This is a genomic window from Sinorhizobium mexicanum, from assembly GCF_013488225.1.
Lineage (GTDB): Bacteria > Pseudomonadota > Alphaproteobacteria > Rhizobiales > Rhizobiaceae > Sinorhizobium > Sinorhizobium mexicanum.
Map to the genome: position 1 here is coordinate 3594448 of NZ_CP041238.1, position 23258 is coordinate 3617705.

General features: G+C 61.6%; 25 protein-coding genes and 1 tRNA gene. 11 read left to right on the top strand and 15 right to left on the bottom strand.

Annotation, left to right across the window (positions count from 1 at the left end):
- Positions 1-2 precede the first annotated feature (2 nt).
- Complete coding sequence (hutC, locus tag FKV68_RS16985) at positions 3-746, bottom strand: histidine utilization transcriptional repressor HutC (RefSeq protein WP_180938973.1); 744 nt, start codon at positions 744-746, stop codon at positions 3-5.
- Positions 747-975: 229 nt separating this feature from the next.
- Between hutC and hutF the strand changes: the two genes are divergently transcribed.
- On the top strand, positions 976-2352 hold the full coding sequence (gene hutF / locus FKV68_RS16990) for a formimidoylglutamate deiminase (RefSeq protein ID WP_180938974.1): 1377 nt from the start codon (positions 976-978) through the stop codon (positions 2350-2352).
- Positions 2353-2561: 209 nt separating this feature from the next.
- Positions 2562-3146 (top strand): HutD/Ves family protein, encoded by a 585-nt coding sequence (locus FKV68_RS16995; protein ID WP_180938975.1) that lies wholly within the window; start codon positions 2562-2564, stop codon positions 3144-3146.
- 75 nt (positions 3147-3221) lie between these two features.
- On the opposite strand, the gene FKV68_RS33125 is transcribed toward FKV68_RS16995, so the two are convergent.
- The 3 genes from FKV68_RS33125 to FKV68_RS33130 all read right to left on the bottom strand — a co-directional run bounded on the left by FKV68_RS33125 (position 3222) and on the right by FKV68_RS33130 (position 5442).
- Positions 3222-3527 carry a hypothetical protein gene (locus FKV68_RS33125; protein ID WP_245181613.1) on the bottom strand — a complete coding sequence of 102 codons (306 nt, stop codon included), beginning with the start codon at positions 3525-3527 and terminating at the stop codon, positions 3222-3224.
- A gap of 198 nt (positions 3528-3725) precedes the next feature.
- Entirely contained in the window at positions 3726-4817 is a 1092-nt protein-coding gene (locus FKV68_RS17000; protein WP_180938976.1) for a nucleotidyltransferase family protein, read from the bottom strand.
- Positions 4804-5442 (bottom strand): hypothetical protein, encoded by a 639-nt coding sequence (locus FKV68_RS33130; RefSeq protein WP_245181615.1) that lies wholly within the window; start codon positions 5440-5442, stop codon positions 4804-4806. The genes FKV68_RS17000 and FKV68_RS33130 overlap by 14 nt, the downstream gene beginning before the upstream one ends.
- 90 nt (positions 5443-5532) lie before the next feature.
- Between FKV68_RS33130 and FKV68_RS33135 the strand changes: the two genes are divergently transcribed.
- Complete coding sequence (locus tag FKV68_RS33135; protein ID WP_245181617.1) at positions 5533-6105, top strand: hypothetical protein; 573 nt, start codon at positions 5533-5535, stop codon at positions 6103-6105.
- Positions 6106-6331: 226 nt separating this feature from the next.
- Positions 6332-6574 carry a hypothetical protein gene (locus FKV68_RS17010; RefSeq protein ID WP_245181619.1) on the top strand — a complete coding sequence of 81 codons (243 nt, stop codon included), beginning with the start codon at positions 6332-6334 and terminating at the stop codon, positions 6572-6574.
- Here the strand turns inward: FKV68_RS17010 and FKV68_RS33540 are convergent.
- The 5 genes from FKV68_RS33540 to FKV68_RS17030 all read right to left on the bottom strand — a co-directional run bounded on the left by FKV68_RS33540 (position 6564) and on the right by FKV68_RS17030 (position 10524).
- Positions 6564-6689 carry a hypothetical protein gene (locus FKV68_RS33540; protein WP_269808440.1) on the bottom strand — a complete coding sequence of 42 codons (126 nt, stop codon included), beginning with the start codon at positions 6687-6689 and terminating at the stop codon, positions 6564-6566. The two genes, FKV68_RS17010 and FKV68_RS33540, sit on opposite strands and share 11 nt — an antisense overlap.
- Before the next feature lie 580 nt (positions 6690-7269).
- Positions 7270-7800 carry a methyltransferase family protein gene (locus FKV68_RS17015; protein WP_245181621.1) on the bottom strand — a complete coding sequence of 177 codons (531 nt, stop codon included), beginning with the start codon at positions 7798-7800 and terminating at the stop codon, positions 7270-7272.
- A gap of 375 nt (positions 7801-8175) precedes the next feature.
- Positions 8176-8252 (bottom strand) — tRNA-Met (locus FKV68_RS17020).
- A gap of 134 nt (positions 8253-8386) precedes the next feature.
- Positions 8387-9583, bottom strand: a complete 1197-nt coding sequence (gene mnmA / locus FKV68_RS17025) for a tRNA 2-thiouridine(34) synthase MnmA (protein WP_180938978.1) — start codon at positions 9581-9583, stop codon at positions 8387-8389.
- Between the two features lie 194 nt (positions 9584-9777).
- The gene (locus FKV68_RS17030) at positions 9778-10524 is read right to left on the bottom strand and encodes a helix-turn-helix transcriptional regulator (protein WP_180938979.1); all 747 of its coding nucleotides are present in this window, start codon (positions 10522-10524) and stop codon (positions 9778-9780) included.
- Positions 10525-11003: 479 nt separating this feature from the next.
- Here FKV68_RS17030 and sciP point away from each other — a divergent pair, with 479 nt between their 5' ends.
- Entirely contained in the window at positions 11004-11279 is a 276-nt protein-coding gene (gene sciP / locus FKV68_RS17035) for a CtrA inhibitor SciP (protein ID WP_003527546.1), read from the top strand.
- A gap of 164 nt (positions 11280-11443) precedes the next feature.
- Positions 11444-11725 carry a GNAT family N-acetyltransferase gene (locus FKV68_RS17040; protein ID WP_180938980.1) on the top strand — a complete coding sequence of 94 codons (282 nt, stop codon included), beginning with the start codon at positions 11444-11446 and terminating at the stop codon, positions 11723-11725.
- A 209-nt stretch (positions 11726-11934) separates the two neighbouring features.
- Here FKV68_RS17040 and FKV68_RS17045 read toward each other — a convergent pair whose 3' ends face one another.
- On the bottom strand, positions 11935-12285 hold the full coding sequence (locus tag FKV68_RS17045) for a flagellar export protein FliJ (RefSeq protein ID WP_180938981.1): 351 nt from the start codon (positions 12283-12285) through the stop codon (positions 11935-11937).
- Positions 12286-12728: 443 nt separating this feature from the next.
- On the opposite strand from FKV68_RS17045, the gene ctrA reads away from it, so the two are divergent.
- A complete protein-coding gene (gene ctrA / locus FKV68_RS17050; RefSeq protein ID WP_136508054.1) occupies positions 12729-13430 on the top strand; it encodes a response regulator transcription factor CtrA in 702 nt (233 codons plus the stop codon).
- Between the two features lie 231 nt (positions 13431-13661).
- On the opposite strand, the gene FKV68_RS17055 is transcribed toward ctrA, so the two are convergent.
- Positions 13662-14024 (bottom strand): response regulator, encoded by a 363-nt coding sequence (locus tag FKV68_RS17055; protein ID WP_153436523.1) that lies wholly within the window; start codon positions 14022-14024, stop codon positions 13662-13664.
- A gap of 246 nt (positions 14025-14270) precedes the next feature.
- Positions 14271-14918, bottom strand: coding sequence for a histidine phosphotransferase ChpT (gene chpT / locus FKV68_RS17060; protein WP_180938982.1), 648 nt, complete (start codon positions 14916-14918; stop codon positions 14271-14273).
- A 348-nt stretch (positions 14919-15266) separates the two neighbouring features.
- On the opposite strand from chpT, the gene FKV68_RS17065 reads away from it, so the two are divergent.
- Together FKV68_RS17065 and FKV68_RS17070 are read left to right on the top strand one after the other, a co-directional pair.
- Positions 15267-15854, top strand: a complete 588-nt coding sequence (locus FKV68_RS17065) for a DUF1134 domain-containing protein (protein ID WP_180938983.1) — start codon at positions 15267-15269, stop codon at positions 15852-15854.
- A gap of 227 nt (positions 15855-16081) precedes the next feature.
- On the top strand, positions 16082-17239 hold the full coding sequence (locus tag FKV68_RS17070; protein WP_180938984.1) for a coiled-coil domain-containing protein: 1158 nt from the start codon (positions 16082-16084) through the stop codon (positions 17237-17239).
- A gap of 68 nt (positions 17240-17307) precedes the next feature.
- Here FKV68_RS17070 and FKV68_RS17075 read toward each other — a convergent pair whose 3' ends face one another.
- The gene (locus tag FKV68_RS17075; RefSeq protein WP_180938985.1) at positions 17308-18138 is read right to left on the bottom strand and encodes a TrmH family RNA methyltransferase; all 831 of its coding nucleotides are present in this window, start codon (positions 18136-18138) and stop codon (positions 17308-17310) included.
- A gap of 10 nt (positions 18139-18148) precedes the next feature.
- On the bottom strand, positions 18149-18532 hold the full coding sequence (locus FKV68_RS17080) for a hypothetical protein (RefSeq protein ID WP_180938986.1): 384 nt from the start codon (positions 18530-18532) through the stop codon (positions 18149-18151).
- 29 nt (positions 18533-18561) lie between these two features.
- Between FKV68_RS17080 and FKV68_RS17085 the strand changes: the two genes are divergently transcribed.
- Together FKV68_RS17085 and rpoH are read left to right on the top strand one after the other, a co-directional pair.
- The gene (locus tag FKV68_RS17085; protein WP_180938987.1) at positions 18562-19590 is read left to right on the top strand and encodes an RluA family pseudouridine synthase; all 1029 of its coding nucleotides are present in this window, start codon (positions 18562-18564) and stop codon (positions 19588-19590) included.
- Between the two features lie 246 nt (positions 19591-19836).
- Positions 19837-20742: an RNA polymerase sigma factor RpoH gene (rpoH, locus tag FKV68_RS17090; RefSeq protein ID WP_180938988.1), complete on the top strand. Its 906-nt coding sequence runs from the start codon at positions 19837-19839 to the stop codon at positions 20740-20742.
- Between the two features lie 192 nt (positions 20743-20934).
- Here the strand turns inward: rpoH and FKV68_RS17095 are convergent, their stop codons facing one another.
- Complete coding sequence (locus FKV68_RS17095; protein WP_180938989.1) at positions 20935-23223, bottom strand: hypothetical protein; 2289 nt, start codon at positions 23221-23223, stop codon at positions 20935-20937.
- Between the last annotated feature and the right edge of the window lie 35 nt (positions 23224-23258).

Here is a 23258-nt window from a genome sequence, read left to right on the forward strand (position 1 = left end):
CCTCACTGCGAGACGCCCTCAAGGCGATAGCGCGTGCCTGGATAAAGCAGCCGCGCGGTCGTGACGCTCGCCGTTTCCGACCAGGTCCGGCGGCGGATCATCAGGCACGGCTCGTTGCGGCCGATCGCGAGAAGCTTGCATTCCCAGGCTTTGGGCAACACCGCCTCGACGATCTGCTCGGTGCGGGTGATCGGCGCCACCAGGGTCAGATAGGCGTTCGGGGTCATGGCGCTGAAATCCTGCGCCACGTAATTGGGGCAGACCGCCGGGTTGACGAACCGATCCTCGATCTGGATCGGCACCTCATCCTCGCAATGGACCATGATCGAATGGAACACCCTTGCGCCCGTCGGAAGCCCGAGCGCATCGCCGATCTCGGGGCTCGCCGGCTCCTCCTGCAAAAGGGTCAGCCGGGAGGTGTGACGATGGCCACGCGCGCGGATCTCGTCCGCGATGTTGCGGACCTCGAGGAGCGCCGTGCTGCCCTTGTGGGCCGCCACAAAGGATCCGACTCCCTGCACCCGGGTGATCGCGCCCTCGCTCGCAAGCTCGCGCAGGGCCCTGTTCGCAGTCATCCGGCTGACGCCGAGATCCGCGACGATGTCGTTTTCCGACGGTATCCGGTGATTGGTGGGCCATTCGCCGCTCTCGATCCGGCTGCGAATGAACTGTTTGACTGCCTCATAGCGCGGCACTGGCCCTGGCGCGAAGGTCGCCCTGTCATCCCTCCACCCCGGTGCCGTCATCACCTACTCCCATCCAATGCCTACTGCATGCTTCCTTAAATCGTGGTCGATTTAAAGATAAAACACGCAGCGCCTCAAAGTGCTACGGTGTCCTTGCGCGTCTGATAAGACGCGGCCCTGTAGAAGGCAGCGACCACCTCGGCAACGATTCTTTTCCCCGATTTTAGCCTTGCGCGCCACCACAAAGTATCTATAGTTCCATATACAACCACGTACAGGAAAAACGAGCATGGCAACCTTTTCCGTCCATCGGCTCTTCGCCGATCGCGCTCTTCTTCCAAACGGCTGGGCCGAAAACGTGGCCATCGCCCTTGACGGTAGCGGCGGCATCGCATCGGTCACGCCCGGCCAATCCATGGCGGAAGGCGATGAACGGCTGCCGGGTCCGGTGGTTCCGGCGATTGCCAACCTTCACTCCCATGCATTTCAGCGCGCCATGGCCGGCCTCGCGGAAGTGGCGGGCACGGGAGACGACAGTTTCTGGACCTGGCGCGAGGAAATGTACCGCACCGTCGGCCTCGTCGACCCGGACGACGTCGAGGCCATCGCCGCCAAGCTGTACATGGAGATGCTGAAAGGCGGCTTCGGCCGCGTGGTCGAGTTCCACTATCTTCATCACCAGGCAAACGGCACGCCTTATGCCGATCCGGCCGAAATGTCGCTCCGCATCTTGCGCGCGGCAGAAGCGACGGGCATCGGCCTGACCCATCTGCCCGTCTTCTATGCCCATGCCAATTTCGGCGGTGTGGCGCCCAACCCCGGCCAGCGTCCGTTCCTGCATGATCCGGAGCGCTTTCTTGCCCTTCTCGATCGCCTCGGTCCCGCCTGCGCGAGCGCTGCCGCCAAGCTCGGCTATGCTATCCATTCACTGCGCGCCGCGACCCCGGACGAGATGCGGACAATTCTAGCCGCGGCTCCAGCTTCCGGTCCCATTCACATTCATGTGGCCGAGCAGACGCGCGAAGTCGAGGACTGCCTTGCCTGGAGCGGCCGTCGGCCGGTCGAATGGCTGCTTGACGAGATGCCCGTCGATGAGCGCTGGTGCGCCATACACGCGACGCACATGACAGCCGAGGAAACGAGACGGCTGGCCGGATCGGGGGCGGTTGCCGGCCTTTGCCCCGCGACCGAAGCCAATCTCGGAGACGGCATCTTTCCCGCAGTCGATTTCATCGCCGAGGGCGGCCGTGTCGGCATCGGCACCGACAGCCACGTCGCAACCAGCGTTGCGGAGGAACTGCGGCTGCTCGAATACGGCCAGCGGCTGCGCGATCGCCGGCGAAACCGGCTTGCCGCCGGCCCCGGCGCATCCGTCGGGCGGTCGATCTTCGAGGCAGCCCTTGCCGGCGGTGCGCAAGCCGCCGGCCTCGACGCACCCGGCATCGAAGCCGGCGCACGCGCGGATCTCGTGGTTCTCGACGGCGCTAGTCCCTATATCGCCGCCGCCGCCGGCAACCAGATTCTCGACCGCTGGCTGTTCGCGCTCGGTGGCGAAACCGTCCGCGATGTCATGGTCGCAGGCCAATGGAAGATCCGCAACGGTCGCCATGATCGGGAAGAAGACATCGACCGCGCCTTCGCGCGGGTTCTGATGAAACTGAAATAGTCGTCGAAGCGACGATCAAGAGGCCGCGACCGACGATTGCAGGCCGTGCACAACAGAACGCCGGGTGATATTCTGTGCAATCTGGCTAACGGTTTTTGTCGCGCCCCGTTTGGCGCCGGCCCTGTTTCGCGATGCAGTCTAGACTATGCCTGGGACGAGCCTGCGAATGACGTCGAGCGGATGCGCAATCTGATGCAAGGAGCTATGCCATGAAGATCCTGCGCTCGAACGAATATAGGCGCATGCCGTGGAAGAACGGCGGCGGCGAGACCGTGGAAATCGCCGTCTCTCCGGAACGCGCGTCGCTTTCCGATTTCGATTGGCGCATCAGCATGGCGACCGTCGCGAGCGACGGGTCCTTCTCGAGCTTCCCCGGCATCGACCGCACGCTCTCGATCCTCGAAGGCGCCGGCATGACGCTTGCAATCGAGGGCCGGCAACCGAAGCTGCTGACGGTCACGGATGCACCCCTCTCCTTCCCCGCTGAAGCGCCGACATCGGCAACGCTTCGCGACGGCCCGGTGATCGACCTGAACGTCATGACGCGGCGCGGCGTGCTGAAGCACCGCGTGCGGCGGCTTCACGTCGAGGGCTCGCAGTCGCTCGAATCCCATGCCCGGGAACTCATCGTCTTCTGCCACCGGGGAAGTGTCACGCTGGCGACGGAAGGCGTGACCGCGACGCTTCATGCGCTGGACGCGGCGATCCTCGTCCAGCCGCTTCCCCTCACGCTGACGGCGGAGATCGCCTCCGGGCTCTTCCTTGTCGAGATCGTGCCTGGCGGAGCCGCGTGAAGTTCGGTGGGGCGCTGCGGTCGGCGACGGGCGCACCGGAGAAATGTTCACCTGCGGCCCTGCTCGACCGGCAGCCTAGCGTCCCGTGCCTGCGGATTTGGAGCCACTTTGCGATTGCCCTTTTCCAGGTCCGCCCCGAGAGGTGCCCCCGCCGTGAGAACTGCCGGGATTTGTACCGTCCGGGCCGTTGCCCCAACCGTTGTCGCGGTGCGCCTTACCGCCGCCGCCCGATTTGGCAATCGCGTTCGACGTCAGGCTTGTCGACAGTAACATCGTGACCGCCGGCGGTGTCACCACGGCGAAGCGGCCGCAGCTTTTCAGGAATTCGCGCCGATCTTCTTCACTCCGCGACGGCAGCCCGTCTGGCATCTCAGTACTCATGAATGCCTTCCCTTCATATGGCCGAGCTTCGAACGAACGCCGTAAGTCCGGAGAAATAATAGAAAAAGTTGCCGTTTTTACTTATACAATACTGGAGCAAACAAGCCAATTAACTATAAGAGATTATATCGTTGGATAGGGGTACCTTCCCTCACGCGGCGAAGGGCCAGGGATTTCCTCACGCGCCTTCCGCGTGTTTCATGCCTTGCCCGGTGGTATCGGGCGGAAAATACGCCGCAATTCGCGAGCCTTACGCTTTAGCTCCTGCCATCGCGAGGCGTGTGGCTCGCCTCCGAAACGATCCCAGGACGGATAGTGGAGCAATTCCGTCAGAAGTGTCAGAAATGTAAATGGTCCACGAAGATATCCTCGCTCCAGTTGAATTTTCCTTCGAGAAAGTTGAAGGTTCGGCAATATGCCGGAAGGCTCGGCAAGGTCACTGGATATATTGAAAAGTATACTTGCCGTCAGAATTTGCGTATCTATCGCATGTCTTTCATATCCCGGTGCGAACAGGGATCTTAACGCCTCCCACCGCATCTCCTCTGTGGATCGCGCGAGGTTTGCTATATCGAGGAGATGGCGCACGTCCACCAGGCCTCGCCAGTAGTCCCCATCCTGAAATTGATCGTGCAGCATCAGGTAGACAATCTGGGCAAACGGCGAAGGGACATAGACATGAGCGCCATCAAGCGTCATCCGGCTGCCGTTGCGATATACCCACTCGATGTCGCTGAAGGCGGCCGGCCCCTTTGGACGGCATTGGAGGTCGATGCTGCCCGCATCTTCAGGACGAGCGAGCACGACGGGTAGGCGAAACTTTGGATTTCCAGGCCAGGAGCCCGCGCCGGCGTCCTCGCGGATGACATAGCCAATACTTTGCAGTGCGCCAATGGCCCTGGGCATATCAGCGGGGCGAACGAAGATATCCAGATCGGTAAGCATCCGCGCACCGATCTCGCTCTGTCTCTGCGCCAGCAGAATAGCGGCGCCCTTCATGGCGACCGGTTCGATGCCAATGCCATTCAGGCAACCTATCGCTTCCTCCAGTTGTGAATTCAGCCTTGTATTGCGCTGAGCGTTTCGCCGGTAGATCTCCGCGAGATATGCCTGAACCTCCTCAGGGATGTCTTCGGGGCGCGCATATCTGCCCATCGCCGCGGCGAGCGACGAAATCGTCATGCTTTTATTTGCCAGTCCTATGACGGCATCCCAGTCGACGTCGCTGGGAACGCAGCCGTCCAGGCAGGAAGCGAGCGCGAGGAGATCCCTGTAGCTATCCCTCTTCATGATATCGGCTCAGGATCGCGACGGCCTCATCGAGCCGTGAAAAAGTAAGCTCGACCAATCGAGCGCCGGAAACGGCTGTCAGCAGGCTCTCGAACTGCATCACGTCCAAACGTCGCTCTGAAGTGAACGCCCCCGAGAGCAATTCAGAAAGCGCCTGCACCGGCTCGACTGCCGAAATCACCGCCGGTCCTTCTTTCCGACGCCGGATAAGCACGATCATGTGCAGCGGAACATGTTCGCGCGGCGCATATCGAACCGGCGCCAAGTATCGGACTCTCTTGTTGTCGAGGCGACGGTGAACAGGGCAGGCGATGATCGCGTCGCGAAGGCCGTCCAGGAGATCCCACGACCCGGATTTGAGCGCGGGCGCAAAGGGTACGCCGCGCATTAGGCCCCTTCCATCCATCAAGGCGATGTCGTCCCCGCCGCAATCAAAGCCCGCTGCGACAAGTGCCAGGGCAAGAGTAGTCTTTCCCGCACCGGGAGCGCCACAGATCAACAGGCTGCGCGCGTTTTTCACGAGAAGCGCCCCGTGCAGCGCGACATCGGTGCCGACCGCCCCCAAGGCATCTTCCGTCAGAAATCCCTTCAATGCCGGAACCGCTTCGGCGCTGGTCACGATCATACCGCGCGAGCCATTCCTGCGAATGCAACCGCAGTCGCCGAACCTTGCCACGTCGTAGGCAAGAGCAGCCTGTGCGCCGGGCCTTGCCAGATGATCGAAAACAGGCAGGAAGAGATCGCGAACACTTCGATCGTAATATGCAATCGCGGCAGCTGTCGTTGCGAGATCAAGCACATGGGTATGAATAGGCTGTCCGTCATTCTCATCGAGAACAACGTCCAGCAACCCCTGACGCGACCAGGACCGGAGATATTTTTTCACGAAAGCGTTGGCGGGACCACGGGCCAAACCACGCCCCACCAGATCGGATACCATTTCCTGAAACGACAGCGCTTCGACGAGGTTGCACGTCAAATACGCCGTCAGGTCATCGACTTCAAAAATCTGTTGCGCCGGTTCAACGAAAATCGTCTTGCGTTGCCCAAGCAGAAAAAATCGTGCGCCGTCAGAGACGCGGAACTTCATTCCAACCCCCTTGCCCGCCGCCTGAGCCTCGAAATTTCAGCCCTGCGCCTATTTCTGCTCGAAATTCGGCCTGCCCGCCAGTCTGCTGGCAGTGTTCGGCAAATTTTTTCCGGCGCGCCTCGCACCCAGGGGGCCTTCGGTGACGCCACCCGGCACGTTCGCTTGACCGTCCATACTCCCTTTGGCGGGCGCCCCTAATTCTTGACTGCAACCCGGGCTGTGAGAGCCTACAGCATGATTCCTCAAGTCGGCATCGACTTCAGGAATCATGCAGCGATTCAAAGTGCAGCGGCCTTTGCGCGTCTCGGGAGACGCGCGGCGCTGTGGGACGTCTCGGTGTAGTCGAAGAAACGGTGCTACGATGCCCCAACAAGACAGAAAACGTCGTGCCGCCCAGATTCCCTCCGGTAGTTGGCCACCTCGCATGATGGCTGAGATGGCGGCCGGCTACGTTGGAGAAAAGCACGTCGAGGACTTCCTCGAGCGTATCGGGAAAGGCTACCCGCAGCCACGTGTGGTCGAGGGACCAAGGCGCAAGTTCTGGTACAAGGACGACTTAGACAAGGCCATGAACATGGCTCTACCCAGCGCGCCGCGGCTGGTCGACAAATTCCAGGCGAAAATGGCGGAACGCAGGGCCGCCCGGCGAGCCCGCGTCAAAGCTTGATGACGCTGGAGACCCAATATTCCACCCGATCCTGGAGGGCGTTGCCTTGCGCTTTCGCTTCGCTCCAGCCCGCGCGGCGGTACCGGCCGTCGGTCGCGATCTGATCGATCGCCAAGAGGCCACACAATCCAACAATGAGGAGTAGCAAGCCGCGCATTCCGGAATCTTAACGCTAAATGATTTAGCAAATACTAAATTTTATCACGCAAATGCAGCAGATCGTCACACGCGCTTTATTTGCAGAAGCGTACCGGAATCGGAGATTCGGACCTTCCTCTCTCACCACTCCATCGATAGCGTCGCATCGTAGTTTCTCATTGGAGCTACATCTTTCCCCCGCATCCCTTGAAGGCAACGGGATGCGAAACTTGCCCCGCCATCGCGCGGGGCTTTTTCTTGGGATCAGTCACCCGCGCTCGCATGAAACAGTGGTCACACTTTGCGAGTATCGATCCTGGACGGGATGTTGAAGGCCAATCCGGTCGACGACGACGCCGTGCGAACCTTCCGCTGACCGTTGCCCGGCGCGGGGGGACTACGCACCCCGCCATCCTACCGCCCTTGAACATCGAGAAAGCTGGTGCGCTTCTTAAGGAATAGCAGCGCCAGGTAGACGACAGTCCCAAAGATGAAAGCTCCAATCCAGGCTGACTCGTCGAACAAGCGTCCGTGGAACAGGATGTCGCCAAGCGCCTCTATGGCTGCGAATGCGACAATGATCGCAAAGAAGCCCGGATACTCCCGTCGTAGAGCGTTCCTCGGCGAGAACGGCAAGGCGGGTCGCTCCCAACCGGATAGCCGAGGGAAAAACACGGGAACGCGTTGAGCCCATTCCTTATACTGTTCGCCAAACTTTTCCGCGAGGAAGGCCTCTTCGGCCGCGATGAGGCGGCCAGGTAGATGACAGCGTTTCCGAAATAGAGCGGGTTTCTACAAAGCGAGTACATTCCGGTAGTGTTGAGCGACTCGGCAATCTGCTTCCGAGTGTTGCGGCCGGATGTGCCTTTCGGGGCATGCCCCACGGTAAAAGCTCTTATTGCCAGCCCCACGAGTGCAAGCGCGAGGCAGAAACCCTCGTAGACGAAATCCGCTCCGTCGCCGAAACGGAGCTCGATCGGCTCACCCTGACTGAGGACAAGAAATGCAATCGGAATGGTAATCAGCAGCACGTAGCTGCGCCAGCGGAAGAACCAGTTTCCCTGGTGAACGATATCATCGAGTATCATCGAGCAGGTTCTCCATTCAAAGGCGGACCGAAGCGGCCGAGGCGGCCGTCTGAGCCTGAATGCCTGGCGCACTCGAGCCGGCGGGGCGGCAGCAACACCTTCCACGATCAGTATTCCGCCAACCTGTCGGCGAGCCGTCAATATCACCGCGATGCCGCGCATTGAGGAGACGCCCTGAACGCCCACTCGAGAGCCCTTGGCGGGCGCAGCGGGCGCGCTCTTGTATGGAACGATTTTTGATGAAGAGCGGAAAATTCACTTTTCCGGATTTCGGTGTCAAAATTCCGGAAAATCGCTGCGAGCTCCGGCGCGACAGTCACCCGTGTCTTAGGGCCAAACTGTTACCTATGCCTCCGGGCCGGACAACCTTGTCAATGGTAGCGGAGGAGGGATTCGAACCCCCGACACAAGGATTATGATTCCTCTGCTCTAACCTACTGAGCTACTCCGCCGCCGGTGCCGTGGAAGCTTCCGCTGGAAGCCCGTCTCGGCTGGACGGGCGGCTTATAAGGTGCTGTTCCGGCTAGTGTCAAGCAAAGTCTGCGGGAAAATGTGAACTTTTCCTGACGTTGCTGATCACGCCTTCTCAAGCCGCCGCCGGCTCCTGCAAAAGCGCCTTGAGCGCCGCTTCCGCGCCGGGCTCGCGCTCGGATTTGCGAATGAAGCCGCCGCCATAGACGCGCGCGTCTTCGCCGGCGCCGGAATAAAGCGCGCAGGCCTGACCAGGCGCCACGCCGGCCTCGCCCTCGGCAAGCTCGACATAAAGGCCCTCGGCGTCGCTCTTCAGGACCGCCGGCATCGGCTGGCGGGTGGAGCGCACCTTGGCGAAGCAGTCGAAGCCGCGGGCGGCCGCCTGCTCGAGTTCCTCATCGCCCAGCCAGTTGACGTCGCGCAGATAGACGCGGCGCGTCTCCAGCGCCTCCTTCGGGCCGACGATGACGCGGCGCGAGCGGGCGTCGAGATAGACCACGTAAAGCGGCTCACCGGTGGCGACGCCGATGCCGCGCCGTTGGCCGATCGTGTAATGCAGGATGCCGTCGTGGCTGCCAAGCACCCGGCCGTCGAGATGGACGATCTCGCCGGCAAGGGACGCATTCGGCTTCAGCTTCGAAACGATGTCGCTGTATTTGCCCTGCGGCACGAAGCAGATGTCCTGGCTGTCGGCCTTCTTGGCAACGATCAGGCCCATGTCCGCGGCAAGCGCCCGCGTCTCGGCCTTGGAAAGGCCGCCCAGGGGGAAGCGCAGATAATCGATCTGCTCCTGCGTGGTCGCGAACAGGAAATAGCTCTGGTCGCGCTCGGCGTCCGTCGGCCGGTAGAGCGCGCGCTGCCCTGCATAACGCGGGTTCGGGCTCGGCCGGGAACGGATGTAGTGGCCGGTGGCGAGCGCATCGGCACCGAGTTCCTTGGCAGTCGCCAGCAGATCGGCGAACTTGACCGTCTGATTGCAGGCAACGCAAGGGATCGGCGTCTCGCCGGCGATATAGCTTTCGGCGAAGGGATTGATCACCGTCTCGCGGAAGCGCGCCTCATAGTCCAGCACATAATGCGGAATACCAAGCGTCTCGCAGACGCGACGCGCATCGTCGATGTCCTGGCCGGCGCAGCAGGAGCCGGCGCGATGCACCGCCGCACCGTGATCGTAGAGTTGCAGCGTGATGCCGAGTACGTCATAGCCCTCGCGTTTGAGCAGCCCCGCCACGACGGAGGAATCGACGCCGCCGGACATGGCGACGACGACGCGCGTATCTTCGGGCTTGCGGTCAAAATCGAGACTGTTCACGGGATCCAATCCGGCATTGCGGCGCCTGCGCCGATCGTTTGCGCCGCGCTGTTTCACGCTCCTGCCGCGGGCCTTCCGCAAAATGCGGCGCCGGCGGCATTTTCAAAGCTTTCTGTGCCGCGACATATAGAAACTTGTCCGCCTTGCGGCAAGGGCGGAGGTCTGGGCGGCGTTTTTGCGCCTGAACGACGCGGTCAGATCAGTTTCATCCGCATCGCCCGGGCGATCGCCTGCATGCGGTTGACGGCATCGAGTTTGCGGGTCGCGCTCTTGAAATAGCTGCTGACGGTGTAGGCGGAAATGCCGAGGATGATGGCAATCTCGTCGCTGCTCTTGCCGGCCGCCGCCCAGCGCAGGCACTCGATCTCGCGGCCGGACAGTTTTTCACGGACCGTGCTGCCCGCATCAAAGGTACGCTCGAGGCACTCGAAAAGCTGCACCAGTGTCAGGTAGAGCACCGCACGTTCGGCACCGACCGGCTCGTCCCGAGCGCCCGAAAGCATGACCACGAACGGTTCCCCATAGGTCGTATGCAAGAGCAAGGCAAAATGACGCGCCATGTCGGAATCGGCCTGGAGCTGGCGGACAGACATTTCCCCTCCGTCCCCGCGTGCCGCGTCCAGAAGCTCGGCGCCACCTGCAAGCGGCAACTTCGTCTGGCGCAGGCGCTCGACAAGGACGCTCGCGTGAAACGCCCCGGAGACATCGTACTGGCGAACCAGCTCGGCCGGCCAATTGCTGAGCACCAGGCTTTCGGAAAACCGCTGCTGTTCGGCGAGCGGCAGCCGCGCGATCAGGAAGCGTTGAAAGCGATAGCGCGCGATCAATCTGCGCATCAGGTGCAGAAGCTCGTATTCCGTGCGCACCGACGCCGGATCGAATTCGAAAGACATGTCCTCGTCAGCCTCGCGCCGCAAGGTCGGCTCACTCGATTCCTTCATACCTTGTCACCACGTTGCCGGCACGCGTTCGACCGGTCGAGAATGGAATGCTCCGTTACAACCGGCGCGACATCAGCTGCCAGCTGAAATACAACCGGCTCTGCCCTGCCAGCCGTGCAAGCAACGCGGCCGGTCAAGAAAATATGTTGTGCCCAGGAGATAATTCCGGGAGCGTAAACGCGAACGCTCATTCTTTGATGGGCGCCTCGCTACCAAAAATTTTAGTTGAAGTGAAATGTGGTAATTGCATGGCTCCCATGTGAAAACTACGCGAACCCCAGGCTTTCCACGCAAAGGTCAGGGAGTGGGAGCAACGGAATGATCCGCTGGGATATTTTTTCGTTGGGATGGTCGAAATCGCGCCACGGCTTTGAAGTGTCTCAAATTATGAGCAAATTGTTACCTGCCGCTTAGGCAAATGTTAAATGTGGCAGGCTAAGGTCACGGTCATATGGTCTTGAGTTTGTGTAGAGAGTCCCATGACCGAAATGATGCGACCACGCGTAAAGTATGTCATCGGCCCCGATGGCAGCCCTCTGACGATTGCGGATCTCCCGCCGGCGAACACCCGGCGCTGGGTTATCCGCCGGAAGGCTGAAGTCGTCGCCGCCGTGCGCGGTGGCCTTTTGAGCCTTGAAGAGGCATGCGAACGGTACACGCTGACCGTCGAGGAATTCCTTTCCTGGCAGTCCTCCATCAACGACCACGGTCTCGCCGGGCTGCGGACCACGCGCATCCAACAGTATCGCCACTGATTTCACCCGACAGGGCCATAGTTCGACACCGGCGGCTCGGGATCTGCCCGCAGCCGCCGGTGTCGTTTTGATCGCAAGTCCCTTTGAACCGCGCGCGATTCCGGTCTCGGAAAATATGCTGTAGCATCCCGGCCGGCACCAACAGATGCGGAGCGAGAAGATCGATGGACATCGTCAACGAAGAAATCAATGCGAAGGGCCGCTATTCAGCGACCGTGGAAGGTTATACCGGCGAGATGACCTATTCTCGATCCTCGCCGAGCTTGATCATCATCGATCACACGCTGGTGCCGGATGAGTTGCGCGGCAAGGGTGTCGGGCAAGCGCTCGCAAAGCACGCGGTCGAGGAAGCGCGTAAAGGTGGCTGGAAGATCATTCCGCTCTGCCCCTTCATGCGCGCGCAGGCCATGCGTCATCCCGAGTGGCAGGACGCGATCCAGGCGTAAGCATCCGGGGGGAAGCCGGCCCGCGCGAGCCGGCCCTCGCGAGCACGGTGAGATCGCGAAACGCGCATTTCTCCCCTGCTCCTTCCATTCGACGAACGGCTCGTCACCCAACGCTTCGACCCGCCTTGCATCGGACATGCGAGGCGGGTTCCGTTCAGGCCGCGACAAGCTGCCTCCGATCAAACCGGGGACCCAGGCGCGGCGTTTGATCAGGCGCGCATCCGGGCGCCGGTGTCTCGTTCTTCGAGCGCCGCCGCTTTCGCGTATTCGGCCTGGACCTCCTCGAGCGCAAGTTCGGCCGCATCCTGCTGCGCCTTCAGCTCGCGAATCGATACCTGGAGATTGTCGGCTCTCTGGCGGGCGGCCTTGGCGAAGGTGGGATAGGCAAAATGCGCGGGATCGGAAATCCCGGATTTCTTCTCTTCGAATGTAATCTGACTTTCCAGATCCTTGGTCATTCGCTCGAACTCGGCCATCATCATCTGAAGCTGGTTCAACTGACGCTGCTTCTCCCGGACCTGAAATTCCTTCAGGCGGACAAGGCTCTCACGTGCTTTCATACGCAATACTCCCGTGGATACCGAGACCCCGGTTACTGATCCTGACCCGTCGTGCCGGCCCCGTGGCGGCCGGAAACAAAAAATCGAAGCGACATTAACAAAGGCCTACCGCTGGTAACCTTTCGTTTACGGGCATCGTTAATCATAGGCGTGATGATTTAAGGCTCCGTAAATGCTGAAGCACGAAATGTGGCACTTCGCCATTAACGAGTCGGAAGAGTCAGATAACGGCGTTTCCTCGTGTACTACATGAGAAGTGCCATTTGAGATTCACGTTTGGAATCAGGAGACTGCAAAAAATATTTAACAATCTCGATACACCTTGCCAGAGTGAATCAGAATTTGTTAACCATTTGGTGGCAGCCTCCAAATCAGGCAACGACTGGATCCGTATCGCGTAAGGGGGCCACGGACGACCTTGGGCGGCGGAAAAGGGGAAAATTATGCGGGTTCTACTGATCGAAGACGATAGCGCGACAGCTCAAAGCATTGAGCTGATGCTTAAGTCCGAGAGTTTCAACGTTTATACGACCGATCTCGGTGAAGAAGGCGTCGATCTCGGCAAGCTTTATGACTACGATATCATTCTTCTCGACCTGAACCTGCCGGACATGTCCGGTTATGAGGTCCTGAGGACGCTGCGCTTGTCGAAGGTGAAAACCCCGATTCTCATCCTGTCGGGCATGGCGGGGATCGAAGACAAGGTGCGCGGCTTGGGTTTCGGCGCCGACGACTACATGACCAAGCCCTTCCACAAGGACGAACTGGTCGCGCGCATCCACGCGATCGTCCGTCGCTCCAAGGGCCATGCGCAGTCGGTGATCTCGACCGGCGAGCTGATCGTCAATCTCGACGCCAAGACCGTGGAAGTCGGCGGCCAGCGCGTGCATCTGACCGGCAAGGAATACCAGATGCTGGAGCTCCTCTCGCTCCGCAAGGGCACGACGCTCACCAAGGAAATGTTCCTCAACCATCTCTACGGCGGCATGGACGAGCCGGAGCTGAAGATCATCGACGTCTTCATCTGCAAGCTGCGCAAGAAGCTCGCAAACGCCGCCGGCGGCGCCAACTACATCGAGACCGTCTGGGGACGCGGCTACGTCTTGCGCGAGCCGGACGGCAACGACTACCTGGAAACGGCCTGATTTCGGTAGCCTCGCGGTCGGGGCCCCGCATTTCCTCGCCCGCTCGCACTGCCATCACCGGATCGAAGAACCCGCCCGCCTCTCAGGCGGGTTTTTCTTTGGCGCCGACCTTCATTCCACCCGCAATGCCACTTGTTCCCTCGTCGGATCGACGTTGGGCACGGCGCAGGCGCAAGCAAAAAGCCGCGGCATTGCCGCGGCCCGTGCAGATCGTGATGCTTTGAAGGGCCGTCAGGCGGCCATAGATTGGCTGGCGAAAACGCTGGTCAGGATCTTCCGGTCGAAGGGTTTCAGCAGGAAGTCGTCGGCGCCCGCGCGCTTGCCTGCCATCATCTTCTTCAGGTCCGCTTCGACAACACAATAATAGATGCGCACCGACGTGCCGTTTGGCAGGTGCCGGATATTGGCAATCAGATCGAGCGCACCGTCCAGCGCCGCGTCGACGATCAGAATGTTCGGCAGCTCCGCTTCGCAGCGCACCAGCGCATCAAGGCTGCTCGGCGCCTCGAGCACCAGGAATCCCATGCCCGAAAGGATGCGCTTTCCAACTTTCCTGACAGCCTCCGAGCCATCAGCAATCATCAAGCGCCGCATGTCCAACTCCTTCACGCTCTACTCGCACGCGCACCCCATGAAACAAATCTTATACAGATTTGGCAAAGAAACCGTTACAACGAATACTTAATATTTTCTTCTGACTGCGACGCTCAACTCGTCTCAACAGCACGAGCGAGGGGCGCGACTCCGAGGCCGCATATAAAAGACCCTCCGGCAGGCTGAGCCGAAGGGTCGGATACGTGTCGATCTACATCGCCCGGCGAACGGGACGAAGAGGATGCACTAGGCGGCCTCGGACTTGGCCGTGAACACGATTTCCTCGCCGGTCGAAACGACATCGATCGTCATCCCGGCCTCCTCGCCTAACAGGACCGTGTAGTAGGGCTGGATCGAATGTGCGTCGACAGCCTCTTCCGGCGTGCCGGAGAGCAATTCCACGAGCTTCGGATTGACCCGCATCAACCGGCCCTTGGCGACAAGCGTGAAGGTCGCGTCGAATTCGGGATTTTCCAGCGTCACGTCGATTGAACCGCCGCGCGGGATCGAGCCGTAGGCGATCAGGAAGAGATTGAGGAGAAGCTTGACGCGGTTCTTGGCGATGATCGCGCGCGGGCCGTTCCAATTGATCTCGGTCTTCTTTTCCGCGGCCGCGAAATCCTTTGCCGCCTTTTCGGCTTCGCCCGTGTCGATCGACGCGCCGACCGATCCGGATGCACCGAAGGCAAGCCGCGCGAACTTCAGGCGGACGGAGGCGTTGAGCGCGCTGGTGCGGATGAGATCCATCGCGTCTGCGTCTGCTCCCCCTTCATCCAGGAGTTCAAGGCCGTTGTTGATGGCGCCGACCGGCGAGATGATGTCGTGGCAAACCCGGCTGCAGAGCAGTGCGGCCAGATCAGGTCCCGTCAGTGTCAGGTTCGGATTCTTTGCCATCATTCTTCCTTGTTCGCTATCCGTCTGCCGGCGCCGCACGTTCTTGCCCCGCAACCAAAGCTTCCGCACGACCATGGCACGGGCCATGAATCGCGCGGGCGCGGCCGGTAATCAATAGGCCATAATGACATCACATTTGGTAAACCGATTGTTAAGATGATCGGTTCAAATTGCTGGAGCATCCCGAATTCAGCTCGAATCGCTGGAGGATGCGCGGCCGGAACCAGTTTTCACGCTTTTCCGCGCCCGCCCCTGGAACTGGACAAGACCCGCGCCGGACGCGCAGCCGATGCAAATGCCGGCCATGACAGCCGGCGCAGGTCACTTTCGTGCCTGACGGAGGAAACGATGCAGCCGTTCATGAAGGCAACCAACGTGGTTGTTCGCGCTATCCTGACGATGACGCTGATAGCCGGCGCCATGTCTGCCGCCCACGCCCAGTCCCCGAACAACAGCCAGTACACGATGCAGGAAATCGTCGATGCCGGCCACAGCTTCTTCGGGGAGACCTCGGGCGGACTCGCCAAGGTCGTCGAACGCGCCTTCGAGCGCTACGGCCTGCCGAATGGCTACATTCTCGGACAGGAAGGCTCCGGCGCCTTCATCGCCGGCCTCACCTACGGCGAGGGCGAGCTCTATACGAAGAATGTCGGACAGCACACGGTGTTCTGGCAGGGTCCCTCGCTGGGGCTCGATTGGGGCGGCCAGGGTAGCCGCGCCATGATGCTCGTCTACAATCTTTCGAGCGTTCCGGCACTCTACAAGCGCTTCGGCGGCGTTTCCGGCTCCGCTTACGTTGTCGCCGGCGTCGGCATGACCGTATTGACGGACGAGCAGGTTGTCGTCGTGCCGATCCGCACCGGCATCGGCGCAAGGCTTGGCCTCAACGTCGGCTACCTCAAGTTGACGCAACAGCCGACATGGAACCCCTTCTGAGGCGCTTCAAGCGGCGGCTTGCTCCCGGGGGCCGCTGATCGCGCCCTCGACGAACGCAACTCTCATCTCTCCGTCTCACCGAAATTGGCGCGTCTGAAAAGGCGCGCTTTCCTGTTGCAGCACTTGCAGCATTTCAGCCATCATGTTTACTGCAGAAGAAGCACCCGAGATGGCGCCCTGTCTTCGCGGCGGGCAACCCATCCGGTCCAGATTGAAACGGCCAGCTCGTGATTGAATATGCGCTCCTCTTTGCCCTGGGCTTCCTGACGGCAGTCGTCATCGGCCTGATGATCGCCCCCGCCATTCAAAGGCGCATCGTGCGCTTTGCGGAGGATCGCCTCAAGGCGACCATGCCGCTCAGCCCCCAGGAGGTGCGAGCCCAGAGGGATGCCGCCCGCGCCACCTATGCTGCCGAAAATGCCAAGGCCCAGCAGGCGCTCCGGCGCGAACGCGACAAGACCGTCACGCTGATGCTGCAAAACGAGAATACCCTCCGCGAGGCGCGCAGGCTTGCCGGGGAAAACGCCGATCTGCAGACCCAGCTTGCCGATATGAACGTGGAAGCGGCCGACTTGCGCTCCACTGTCCGCCAACTCGAGCAACGCCTCGAGCAGATGAAGGCAACCTTTGAGACCTCGGAAAAGGACAACGGTGCAAAGAGCGATACGATCCGCACGCTCAACGGCCAGATGGACAAACACTCGGCGGACATCGACAATTTTCGGATAGACCTCGCCGCACGCGAAACCGAGATCGAGCATCTGAAGAGCCGGGTCGCCGCGCTGCATGACGAGCGCCAGGGGCTGCGCGGCGATCTCAAGGCCGAGAATGCCCGCGCACGGGAATTGGAATTGCGGCTCAGCCGGGACGAGACCCGGATACGCCAGCTCGAAACCGCCGTCGCGCGCGAAGCCGCCACCAATGCGGACCGCGAGAAAGCGCTCGCGCGGCGGGCGGACGAGATCGACAAATTGAAGGCGCGGCTGAAAGAGTTGAACCAGCAAATGCGCGAAGCGACGAAGGCCCTTCGCGCGGCCGGACTGGCTGTTCCGAAAAAGGCCGTCGCTGCGGACGCCGTGGATGGCGCGCGCGCCGAGCCACACGCAGAAGCAGTGCGGGCCCCGGGTACGACGATACTGACCGAAGACCTGCGCAACCGCTCCACCGCGCTTTCGGAGCGTCTGATAAACGCCAAGTCCGCCGCGCACGACGAGGCGCTGCGGCAGGAGATCGCCGACATCGCCGCGGGCATGATTGCGCTGACGGCCGCGAGCGAGGGCAAGACATCGCCGATCCGCGGTCTGCTCGCCGGCGAGGAGACGGACCCGGCGCCAACCCGCAAGAGTCTCGCAAGCCGCGCCAAGGATATCCTGCCGCCGGAGTGAGCGCGCTGGGAGCGTGAACCCGCCCTCGCCGCGTCGTGAGCAGGCTTGACCGCCGCAAGGCACGAGCTTCAAAGCCGCGCGTTGATCAGTGCAACCTGATGTAGTGCTATGCCGGCAGCCATCGCGACGTTCAGGCTGTCGAGACCCGGCCGCTGGCGGATGCGCGCGGTGTGGATCGCAGACAGGATAGCCTCCGGCAGCCCTTCGCCTTCGGTGCCGACGAGAAGCGCCGTGCGTGGCGCTGGCGGGATGTTGCTGATGTCGACCGTGCCGCGCGGCGACAGCCCCCAGATCGCGAAACCGGCGGCCTGAAGTCGTTCGATCAGTGCAGCCCCCGTCCCTTCCCGTGCGAACGGCATCGTCAGCACCGATCCGACCGACACTCGGATCGCCTTGCGGTACATCGGATCGCAGCTCGTTGCATCCATGAGGACGGCGTCGACCCCGAAGGCGGCGGCATTGCGAAACAACGAGCCCATGTTGTCGTGGTTCGAAATCCCGCAGGCGGCGAGGACAAGGCTCTCTGCCGGAAGGCTGGCGATGAGCGAATCCCGATCCGGCATTGCATCGCGCCGCCCGAGCGCCAGCACGCCGCGATGCATGTTGAAGCCGGCGATCGCGTCGAAAGCCGGACCACCCGCCACGTAGACCGGGATCTCGGCCGGAAATTCCGCAAGCAACTCGGTCAAGCCGGCAACTCGGCTCTCGAGCAGCAGGATCGCCTCGGCGGCGATGCCACGCCGGGCGCGATGAGCTGCAGCCAGCATGCGGAGCACGACCGTGCCTTCGGCGATGAAGCGACCCTGCCGCCCCGTGAGATCCCGCTCCTTGATCGCGACGAACCCGGCGATGCGGGCATCGGACGGATCATCGATGCGGATGAGGGAAGACAGCGTCATGGCGAAGCCGTCAATTGGTCCGGACGGTGATGTCGGCGACGATGCGCCCGGCAGGAATGTCGAACACGATCGCACGCGGCTCGGCGCCCGGCAGGTTGCCGTAGAAAAGCACCTGCGACCCGGAGAGCGCGACATTGCTCACCGAAAACCCAGCCGGCAGCGCGGCGATCGCGCTTACTGGCGCGTCGCTCGGCACGCTCACGGCCACCGGCGCTGCCTCCGCGCCACCATTCGTTCGGGTCACCTTGTAGACAATCGTCCCGAGGACAGCCATAAGCATGACGAGCATCACGCCGGCCGAGACGAGCTGCAGGCGCACCATCTTGCGACGGACGTTTTCCATCGCGGGATCAAGCGGCTTTTCTTCCTGTTCATCGGGCTCGATTGCAGTCATGGCTGGCTTTCTGTCGGAATTGAAACGGAATGAACGATCCCTTTAAACAAGCGGCCGGCAATAGGAAAGTCCTGAAGGCCAACGAGGACGCGGCGGGAAGGCTGGACGCGTTCCTCACGGGCGCGCTTTCGGGCGAGTTTTCCCGCAATCGCATCAAGAGCCTGATCGAGCAGGGCGCCGTCTCCATCAACGGCAAGGCGATTACCGAGCCGAAGCGGAAGGTACATCCCGGCGACGTGTTCGAGATCGTCCTGCCTCAGCCCGTGGATCCCGAACCGAAGGGCGAGGAGATCCCCCTCGACGTGCTTTACGAGGACGATGATCTGATCGTCCTTGTGAAACCGGCCGGCCTGGTCGTGCATCCGGGTGCCGGTAACTGGACGGGCACGCTCGTCAACGCGCTTATCCACCATTGCGGCGACAGTCTCTCCGGCATCGGCGGCGTCAGGCGGCCGGGTATCGTTCACCGGCTCGACAAGGAAACGAGCGGTGTCATGGTCGTGGCAAAGAACGATGCTGCCCACCGTCATCTTTCGGACCAGTTTGCCGACCACGGGCGCACGGGGCCGCTCGAGCGCGCCTATCAGGCGGTGGTCTGGGGACGTCCCCGGCAATTGAAGGGAACGATCAACGCCTCGCTGGGACGGGCGGCGGACCGCACGAAGCGGGCCGTCAAGCACGAGGAGAGCGACGATGCGCGCGAAGCCATCACCCACTATGAAGTGGTCGAGCGTTACCATGAAAAACCCGACGGCACCTGCCTCGCCTCGACCGTGACCTGTCATCTCGAAACGGGACGCACCCACCAGATCCGCGTTCACATGGCCCATATCGGCCACCCGCTGATCGGTGACCCTGAATACGGTGCAGCCTTCCGGACCAAAGCCAATCTGCTGCCCGATCTGGCGAAAGCCGTGGTCAACCGCTTTCACCGGCAGGCGCTGCACGCATTCATGCTGCAGTTCGAGCACCCGGCGACAGGCGAGACGATGCATTTCGAAGCACCTATGCCCTTGGACATGGAGGCCTTGGTTGCGGCCTTGCGCGCGGAAGAGTGATCCCCGCGCCGCGCGTCTGACGCGCAAAGGATGCTGCGGCAAGCCTTGAATTCTCGGCTCCGGATTCCAATCTTATAGAAGCTTCAACTTGCGCCATTCCCTTCCCCGGTCTCACGACAGCGTGAAACCGGAGTCCTTGAATCATGCTTTCGCCGTACTTATCTTCTAGCCTCGTGGGGTCTTGACGAAGACCCACATGCCCGGTCTGCCGTCCCGGAGGCCGGAGACGCAAAAAGGGGGTGCTTCATGGCCCGCAATACTTTGCCGACCATTACCGCTGGAGAGGGCGGTCTCAACCGTTATCTCGACGAAATCCGCAAATTTCCAATGCTCGAACCGCAGGAAGAGTACATGCTCGCCAAGCGGTACCAGGAGCATGACGACCGCAGTGCCGCGCACAAGCTGGTAACGAGCCATCTTCGCCTCGTCGCCAAGATCGCGATGGGCTACCGCGGCTACGGCCTGCCGATTGGCGAAGTCGTATCGGAAGGCAACGTCGGCCTGATGCAGGCCGTCAAGAAATTCGAACCCGATCGCGGCTTCCGGCTCGCGACCTACGCGATGTGGTGGATCAAGGCTGCGATCCAGGAATACATCCTGCGCTCCTGGTCGCTCGTCAAAATGGGTACGACCGCCAACCAGAAACGGCTGTTCTTCAACCTGCGGCGGCTGAAAGGCCGCATTCAGGCGCTCGACGAGGGAGACCTCAAGCCCGAGCAGGTAAAGGAAATCGCGACAACCCTTAAGGTCAGCGAAGACGAAGTTGTTTCGATGAACCGTCGCCTTTCGGGCGATGCCTCGCTGAACGCGCCGATCAAGGCAAGCGAGGGCGACTCCGGGCAGTGGCAGGATTGGCTTGTCGATGACCACGACAACCAGGAAGAGATCCTGATCGAACAGGACGAACTCGATAATCGCCGGGCCTTGCTCGCGAGCGCGATGAAGGTGCTGAACGATCGCGAGCGTCGCATTTTCGAGGCCCGCCGCCTGGCCGAGGACCCTGTAACGCTGGAGGACCTCTCGACGGAGTTCGACATCAGCCGCGAACGTGTCCGGCAGATCGAAGTCCGTGCTTTCGAGAAGGTGCAGGATGCCGTTCGCAAGGCAGCGCTGGAGCGCGCGAGCGCCTTGCGTGTCGTCGAGGGCGCATAAAGGATCGTTCCAAGCGACGCTGGACAAACGAAAAACCCCGGCAGGGATGCTCCCTGCCGGGGTTTTTTGCGTCGGTGTGTTTCGTTGCGGGCTAGAGCAATTCCAGGAAAATTGCGTAACGGTTTTCCGTCCGTAATTGCTAGTTTCAGAGAGTTAGATCATTTCACTGTTTCAATGAAACAATGAAATGATCTATTGGCTGCTTGCGGCCGTGTTGCCGAGCGTGCTCCACGCCTGCATGGCTTTGTTGAAGGCCTCGACTCCCGCTGCCCCTTTCTCCAGCGTCAGCAGGGCACGGCGCCCGTTCCGATAGGTGATCGGGATATCGATCCAGCTGCGGCTGCGCAGCAGTTCCATATTGTTGCCGACCGCTTCGGCGAAATCGTTGAGCGCGATCATGTGGAAATCGTCGGTGATCTTCGCCGGGACGGCGATCAGCGGATCGCCGCGGTCCTGCTCGGTGCGCTTCATCGAAACGCGCTGGACACCGTCGATCGCGCCGCCCTCGAAGTTCTCCGGAAGAGAGAACACAAATTCGATCACGTGGCTTGCCGGCAGTGACGGATCGGCATTGCGCTTGATCGTCATCAGCGCGGTCAAACCTCGATCTGGAACCGTGATCTGGGCCTGGATGGCGGGCTCGGGCTTGGCATCGCCGCCGGGCGACTCATCCTTGATCGACCACGCGACGGTCCCCGGTATCGCTGTCGGCGACGACTGGCCGAGCCGCTCCTCATAAAGGAACATCTTTTCCCCATCAGCGACGGAGATCTCCGCCTGAGTCGCCTGACTGGCGTTCTGGGCCTGTCCGGCGTTCGGGCCTGTTGCCGTCGCCGCCGCTTGCTCGCCGGTCGGCGGCAATGTTGCGGCGACACCCTGTGCCTGTCCGGCCTCCGTCTGGGGAGCGACGGATTTGCCCTCCTGCGAGACTTCCGTGCCGTTCGCGCCGGCTGGGCCGTCATCAACTTCCGAACCGTCGGCGAGCAGACGCTGGGTGAATTTGGTGGAGCTATCCTCGGTCCGCGCCGTTTCGCCAGGCGCACCCGGCTGTGCGCCGGACTGGCCGGCAGGCGCGTTCTGATCGGCAGGCGTTTCGGAGCCCTCCGGCGCTTCCGGCATAATCTTCGCGATCAGCCCCGAGAGCCAGGCGTTGCCCGCCTCCCTGTTCTGCCAATAGGTATAACCGCCGCCGCCCAGGAGAAGCGCAATCACGGCGCCGATCGCCAACCGCTTGAAATTGAACCGGGAAGGCTTGGGCGTCGCGCGGTAGGACGATGGCCGGGCTGGCGCGGCGACCGGAGACTCACTGCCGTTCTCCTTGGTCGCGATTGCCGCACCATTGGTGACCGCCGCCCCGCCGTTCTCGCCGAAACCGAGCAAGTCGTCGATGTGGTCCCAGGCGGTGCTGGCGCGTTCTTCCTGGCTCGCGGGCACAGGCGCTTTTTCCACCGGCCACGACCATTCGGAAATATCGGCGTCGGCAGACTTGTCCTTCTTGCTCTCCGTTGTGGCCGCGAAAGGATCGCCTTCGTCAAAGGACCAGGAGCGTGAGGGTTCCATCTCGCCGGCATGCTGCGCGGACTCTGCTCTTTCCGGTTCCACCGGGTGAATTCCCAGCAGCTCGGGTGCTGGCGAAGACGAATCCTCGGGCGCCACCTGGGCGTCGGCCGCCGTCGCCGGGCCCGTATCCTCCCACTCTGGCAAGGCCCATTCCGACGCGGCCGATTTCTTCGTGTCTTCCTCGCTCGGCTGAGGCTCGGAGTGTACCGGCTCCACAAGATCGGGCTGAGGTTCGGCCTGTTCGCCGCGGAGCTCGTCCGCGTGCGTTTCAGGCTGCTCGATAGGTTCAACCGGCGGCGCCTGTTCGGCTTCGTGTTCACGCGCGGCCGGCTGCTCCTCGGTCCAAGAAGGCCCTTGCGCCGCTGCCGTTTCCTCAGCCGGTTCGTCGGTCTCAATTTCGCGCGCGGGTTCGGACGGAGCCCCATCGTCATAAGCGGCGATCGGTTCGCGTTGTGCAGCATCAGCGTCGGCCGGTTCGGTGTGCGGCTGCTCGTCCGCGGCCTCGACGCTGGCCGGAGGCGACAGCGGTTCTTCGGCGCTCGTCTCCTCGCCTGCAGGCTCCTCGATCGGCTCTTCCGACGGCGCTTGTTCCGGTTCTGCAGCGACGCGCGCGACAGGCTCCGCCTCGGTCGAGGCAGGCGGCTCGTGCTCGATCGGCGCATCCGCCACGCCCGGCGCGACCGCTTCGGTTTCCTCGACCGCGGCGAGCGCCTCCGCATGTTCGCTTTCGACTTCGCCGATTGCCTGTTCCAGCTTGTTGAGCTGGCGGTTGATCATGTCGTCCGATGGCCGCGGGTTCATGTTTTCGAGTTGCCGGCGGACAGCACTGCGCGCCTTCTCGTAAACCTTGCCTCGCATTTCCAGTGTGTTTTCCGACAGGCCGTCAACGGTCCTGCGAATAACTGCAACAAAATCTGCCATCAGAACTTTCTCATACTCCCAGGTGTGCGCCCGCC